General features: G+C 51.0%; 2 tRNA genes and 5 rRNA genes (1 of these 7 running past the window's edge). All 7 read left to right on the top strand.

Annotated features, from left to right (window positions below):
• Positions 1-192: ribosomal RNA gene (locus tag AA098_RS26840) — 23S ribosomal RNA — on the top strand (it extends 2701 nt beyond the left edge of the window).
• Positions 193-323: 131 nt separating this feature from the next.
• Positions 324-439: ribosomal RNA gene (gene rrf / locus AA098_RS26835) — 5S ribosomal RNA — on the top strand.
• A 446-nt stretch (positions 440-885) separates the two neighbouring features.
• Positions 886-2422 (top strand): 16S ribosomal RNA (locus tag AA098_RS26830).
• Between the two features lie 85 nt (positions 2423-2507).
• Positions 2508-2584 (top strand) — tRNA-Ile (locus AA098_RS26825).
• Between the two features lie 24 nt (positions 2585-2608).
• A tRNA-Ala gene (locus tag AA098_RS26820) sits at positions 2609-2684 on the top strand.
• A gap of 243 nt (positions 2685-2927) precedes the next feature.
• Positions 2928-5820 (top strand): 23S ribosomal RNA (locus AA098_RS26815).
• 131 nt (positions 5821-5951) lie between these two features.
• Positions 5952-6067 (top strand): 5S ribosomal RNA (gene rrf, locus AA098_RS26810).
• Together the 16S, 23S and 5S rRNA genes with 2 tRNA genes alongside form the textbook arrangement of a ribosomal RNA operon.
• Positions 6068-6130 lie beyond the last annotated feature (63 nt).

The raw sequence follows: 6130 nt of genomic DNA, 5'->3' as shown, positions 1-6130 counted from the left end.
TGCCGGGTAGCTATGTTCGGAAGAGATAACCGCTGAAAGCATCTAAGCGGGAAACTTGCCTCAAGATGAGATCTCACTGGGATCTTGAATCCCCTAAAGGGCCGTCGAAGACTACGACGTTGATAGGTTGGGTGTGTAAGCGCTGTGAGGCGTTGAGCTAACCAATACTAATTGCCCGTGAGGCTTGACCATATAACACCCAAGCAATTTGCTGACGCAGATTGCGGTGGTGAAGACGAAAGAGCCGAAAATTCGTAAGACCACAAATATCGCATATCCGGATTCGCTGGGCTGTCCATCTGGACATTCTGGCAACAGAATTTCTTGACGACCATAGAGCATTGGAACCACCTGATCCCATCCCGAACTCAGTAGTGAAACGATGCATCGCCGATGGTAGTGTGGGGTTTCCCCATGTGAGAGTAGGTCATCGTCAAGATTCATTTCGCAAAACCCCTATCTGCGCATGCAGGTAGGGGTTTTGTCTTTAAGTAGAAGCTATCGCTTCTCCTGGTAGGCTGAACAGCCAGCTGGTGGTGGTAAAAAGGTGGTTGACAGCGTTTTTGGATGCTGTATTATTCACCTCCCGCGACGAGAGATCGAAGCGAGCCAAGTGTCTGAAGTTAAACGAGTTTCTCGAAAAACTTCAAAATAAACACTTGACAGGCTCTGAGGAAAGCGTAGAATGCGCGCCTCGGTTGAGACGAAAAGCTCTTAACCAAACGCTCTTTAACAAATTGAATCAAGCAATTCGTGTGGGTGCTTGTGAGTACGGACTGATAGTCAAAAAGATTATCAGCATCACAAGTGACCATGCGAGAAATCACATAGTCATTTGAGATTGCTGAGCCAAGTTTAGGGTTTCTTAAAAACCCAAGCAGTATTGAACTGAAGAGTTTGATCATGGCTCAGATTGAACGCTGGCGGCAGGCCTAACACATGCAAGTCGAGCGGATGACGGGAGCTTGCTCCTTGATTCAGCGGCGGACGGGTGAGTAATGCCTAGGAATCTGCCTGGTAGTGGGGGACAACGTTTCGAAAGGAACGCTAATACCGCATACGTCCTACGGGAGAAAGCAGGGGACCTTCGGGCCTTGCGCTATCAGATGAGCCTAGGTCGGATTAGCTAGTTGGTGGGGTAATGGCTCACCAAGGCGACGATCCGTAACTGGTCTGAGAGGATGATCAGTCACACTGGAACTGAGACACGGTCCAGACTCCTACGGGAGGCAGCAGTGGGGAATATTGGACAATGGGCGAAAGCCTGATCCAGCCATGCCGCGTGTGTGAAGAAGGTCTTCGGATTGTAAAGCACTTTAAGTTGGGAGGAAGGGCAGTAAGTTAATACCTTGCTGTTTTGACGTTACCGACAGAATAAGCACCGGCTAACTCTGTGCCAGCAGCCGCGGTAATACAGAGGGTGCAAGCGTTAATCGGAATTACTGGGCGTAAAGCGCGCGTAGGTGGTTTGTTAAGTTGGATGTGAAAGCCCCGGGCTCAACCTGGGAACTGCATCCAAAACTGGCAAGCTAGAGTACGGTAGAGGGTGGTGGAATTTCCTGTGTAGCGGTGAAATGCGTAGATATAGGAAGGAACACCAGTGGCGAAGGCGACCACCTGGACTGATACTGACACTGAGGTGCGAAAGCGTGGGGAGCAAACAGGATTAGATACCCTGGTAGTCCACGCCGTAAACGATGTCAACTAGCCGTTGGAATCCTTGAGATTTTAGTGGCGCAGCTAACGCATTAAGTTGACCGCCTGGGGAGTACGGCCGCAAGGTTAAAACTCAAATGAATTGACGGGGGCCCGCACAAGCGGTGGAGCATGTGGTTTAATTCGAAGCAACGCGAAGAACCTTACCAGGCCTTGACATGCAGAGAACTTTCCAGAGATGGATTGGTGCCTTCGGGAACTCTGACACAGGTGCTGCATGGCTGTCGTCAGCTCGTGTCGTGAGATGTTGGGTTAAGTCCCGTAACGAGCGCAACCCTTGTCCTTAGTTACCAGCACGTTATGGTGGGCACTCTAAGGAGACTGCCGGTGACAAACCGGAGGAAGGTGGGGATGACGTCAAGTCATCATGGCCCTTACGGCCTGGGCTACACACGTGCTACAATGGTCGGTACAGAGGGTTGCCAAGCCGCGAGGTGGAGCTAATCTCACAAAACCGATCGTAGTCCGGATCGCAGTCTGCAACTCGACTGCGTGAAGTCGGAATCGCTAGTAATCGCGAATCAGAATGTCGCGGTGAATACGTTCCCGGGCCTTGTACACACCGCCCGTCACACCATGGGAGTGGGTTGCACCAGAAGTAGCTAGTCTAACCTTCGGGAGGACGGTTACCACGGTGTGATTCATGACTGGGGTGAAGTCGTAACAAGGTAGCCGTAGGGGAACCTGCGGCTGGATCACCTCCTTAATCGACGACATCAGCCTGCTGATGAGCTCCCACACGAATTGCTTGATTCATTGTAAAAGACGATGCTGTAACGCGACCCTGTTATAGGTCTGTAGCTCAGTTGGTTAGAGCGCACCCCTGATAAGGGTGAGGTCGGCAGTTCAAATCTGCCCAGACCTACCATTACATGGTTCAGCCGTAGAATACGGGGCCATAGCTCAGCTGGGAGAGCGCCTGCCTTGCACGCAGGAGGTCAGCGGTTCGATCCCGCTTGGCTCCACCACTTTCGCCGTACACAGTAACTTGTCAGAACTTAGAAATGAACATTCATATTGAATGTTGATTTCTGACTTTTGTCAGATCGTTCTTTAAAAATTCGGATATGTGATAGATATAGACTGAACACCAGTTTCACTGCTGGTGGATCAGGCTAAGGTAAAATTTGTGAGTTCTGCTCGAAAGAGCAACGTACGAATTTTCGGCGAATGTCGTCTTCACAGTATAACCAGATTGCTTGGGGTTATATGGTCAAGTGAAGAAGCGCATACGGTGGATGCCTTGGCAGTCAGAGGCGATGAAAGACGTGGTAGCCTGCGATAAGCTTTGGGGAGTCGGCAAACAGACTGTGATCCAGAGATCTCTGAATGGGGGAACCCAGCCAGCATAAGCTGGTTATCTTGTACTGAATACATAGGTGCAAGAGGCGAACCAGGGGAACTGAAACATCTAAGTACCCTGAGGAAAAGAAATCAACCGAGATTCCCTTAGTAGTGGCGAGCGAACGGGGACCAGCCCTTAAGTTGATTTGAGATTAGTGGAACGCTCTGGAAAGTGCGGCCATAGTGGGTGATAGCCCCGTACACGAAAATCTCTTATCAATGAAATCGAGTAGGACGGAGCACGAGAAACTTTGTCTGAATATGGGGGGACCATCCTCCAAGGCTAAATACTACTGACTGACCGATAGTGAACCAGTACCGTGAGGGAAAGGCGAAAAGAACCCCGGAGAGGGGAGTGAAATAGAACCTGAAACCGTATGCGTACAAGCAGTGGGAGCCTACTTTGTTAGGTGACTGCGTACCTTTTGTATAATGGGTCAGCGACTTATATTCAGTGGCGAGCTTAACCGAATAGGGGAGGCGTAGCGAAAGCGAGTCTTAATAGGGCGTTTAGTCGCTGGGTATAGACCCGAAACCGGGCGATCTATCCATGGGCAGGTTGAAGGTTAGGTAACACTGACTGGAGGACCGAACCGACTACCGTTGAAAAGTTAGCGGATGACCTGTGGATCGGAGTGAAAGGCTAATCAAGCTCGGAGATAGCTGGTTCTCCTCGAAAGCTATTTAGGTAGCGCCTCATGTATCACTGTAGGGGGTAGAGCACTGTTTCGGCTAGGGGGTCATCCCGACTTACCAAACCGATGCAAACTCCGAATACCTACAAGTGCCGAGCATGGGAGACACACGGCGGGTGCTAACGTCCGTCGTGAAAAGGGAAACAACCCAGACCGTCAGCTAAGGTCCCAAAGTCATGGTTAAGTGGGAAACGATGTGGGAAGGCTTAGACAGCTAGGAGGTTGGCTTAGAAGCAGCCACCCTTTAAAGAAAGCGTAATAGCTCACTAGTCGAGTCGGCCTGCGCGGAAGATGTAACGGGGCTCAAACCATGCACCGAAGCTACGGGTATCATCTTATGATGATGCGGTAGAGGAGCGTTCTGTAAGCCTGTGAAGGTGAGTTGAGAAGCTTGCTGGAGGTATCAGAAGTGCGAATGCTGACATGAGTAACGACAATGCGAGTGAAAAACTCGCACGCCGAAAGACCAAGGTTTCCTGCGCAACGTTAATCGACGCAGGGTTAGTCGGTCCCTAAGGCGAGGCTGAAAAGCGTAGTCGATGGAAAACAGGTTAATATTCCTGTACTTCCAGTTATTGCGATGGAGGGACGGAGAAGGTTAGGCCAGCCTGGCGTTGGTTGTCCAGGTTTAAGGTGGTAGGCTGAAATCTTAGGCAAATCCGGGATTTCAAGGCCGAGAGCTGATGACGAGTTGCCTTTAGGCGACGAAGTGGTTGATACCATGCTTCCAAGAAAAGCTCCTAAGCTTCAGATAACTGGGAACCGTACCCCAAACCGACACAGGTGGTTAGGTAGAGAATACCAAGGCGCTTGAGAGAACTCGGGTGAAGGAACTAGGCAAAATGGCACCGTAACTTCGGGAGAAGGTGCGCCGGCGAGGGTGAAGGACTTGCTCCGTAAGCCCATGCCGGTCGAAGATACCAGGCCGCTGCGACTGTTTATTAAAAACACAGCACTCTGCAAACACGAAAGTGGACGTATAGGGTGTGACGCCTGCCCGGTGCCGGAAGGTTAATTGATGGGGTTAGCGCAAGCGAAGCTCTTGATCGAAGCCCCGGTAAACGGCGGCCGTAACTATAACGGTCCTAAGGTAGCGAAATTCCTTGTCGGGTAAGTTCCGACCTGCACGAATGGCGTAACGATGGCGGCGCTGTCTCCACCCGAGACTCAGTGAAATTGAAATCGCTGTGAAGATGCAGTGTATCCGCGGCTAGACGGAAAGACCCCGTGAACCTTTACTATAGCTTTGCACTGGACTTTGAATTTGCTTGTGTAGGATAGGTGGGAGGCTTTGAAGTGGGGACGCCAGTTCTCATGGAGCCATCCTTGAAATACCACCCTGGCAACTTTGAGGTTCTAACTCAGGTCCGTTATCCGGATCGAGGACAGTGTATGGTGGGTAGTTTGACTGGGGCGGTCTCCTCCCAAAGAGTAACGGAGGAGTACGAAGGTGCGCTCAGACCGGTCGGAAATCGGTCGTAGAGTATAAAGGCAAAAGCGCGCTTGACTGCGAGACAAACACGTCGAGCAGGTACGAAAGTAGGTCTTAGTGATCCGGTGGTTCTGTATGGAAGGGCCATCGCTCAACGGATAAAAGGTACTCCGGGGATAACAGGCTGATACCGCCCAAGAGTTCATATCGACGGCGGTGTTTGGCACCTCGATGTCGGCTCATCACATCCTGGGGCTGAAGCCGGTCCCAAGGGTATGGCTGTTCGCCATTTAAAGTGGTACGCGAGCTGGGTTTAGAACGTCGTGAGACAGTTCGGTCCCTATCTGCCGTGGACGTTTGAGATTTGAGAGGGGCTGCTCCTAGTACGAGAGGACCGGAGTGGACGAACCTCTGGTGTTCCGGTTGTCACGCCAGTGGCATTGCCGGGTAGCTATGTTCGGAAGAGATAACCGCTGAAAGCATCTAAGCGGGAAACTTGCCTCAAGATGAGATCTCACTGGGATCTTGAATCCCCTAAAGGGCCGTCGAAGACTACGACGTTGATAGGTTGGGTGTGTAAGCGCTGTGAGGCGTTGAGCTAACCAATACTAATTGCCCGTGAGGCTTGACCATATAACACCCAAGCAATTTGCTGACGCAGATTGCGGTGGTGAAGACGAAAGAGCCGAAAATTCGTAAGACCACAAATATCGCATATCCGAATTCGCTGGGCTGTCCATCTGGACATTCTGGCAACAGAATTTCTTGACGACCATAGAGCATTGGAACCACCTGATCCCATCCCGAACTCAGTAGTGAAACGATGCATCGCCGATGGTAGTGTGGGGTTTCCCCATGTGAGAGTAGGTCATCGTCAAGATTCATTTCGCAAAACCCCTATCTGCACATGCAGGTAGGGGTTTTGTCTTTAAGTAGGAACTAC

Source organism: Pseudomonas sp. JY-Q, from assembly GCF_001655295.1.
Classification (GTDB): Bacteria; Pseudomonadota; Gammaproteobacteria; order Pseudomonadales; family Pseudomonadaceae; genus Aquipseudomonas; species Aquipseudomonas alloputida.
This window is presented reverse-complemented; position numbering and strand designations above follow the sequence as displayed.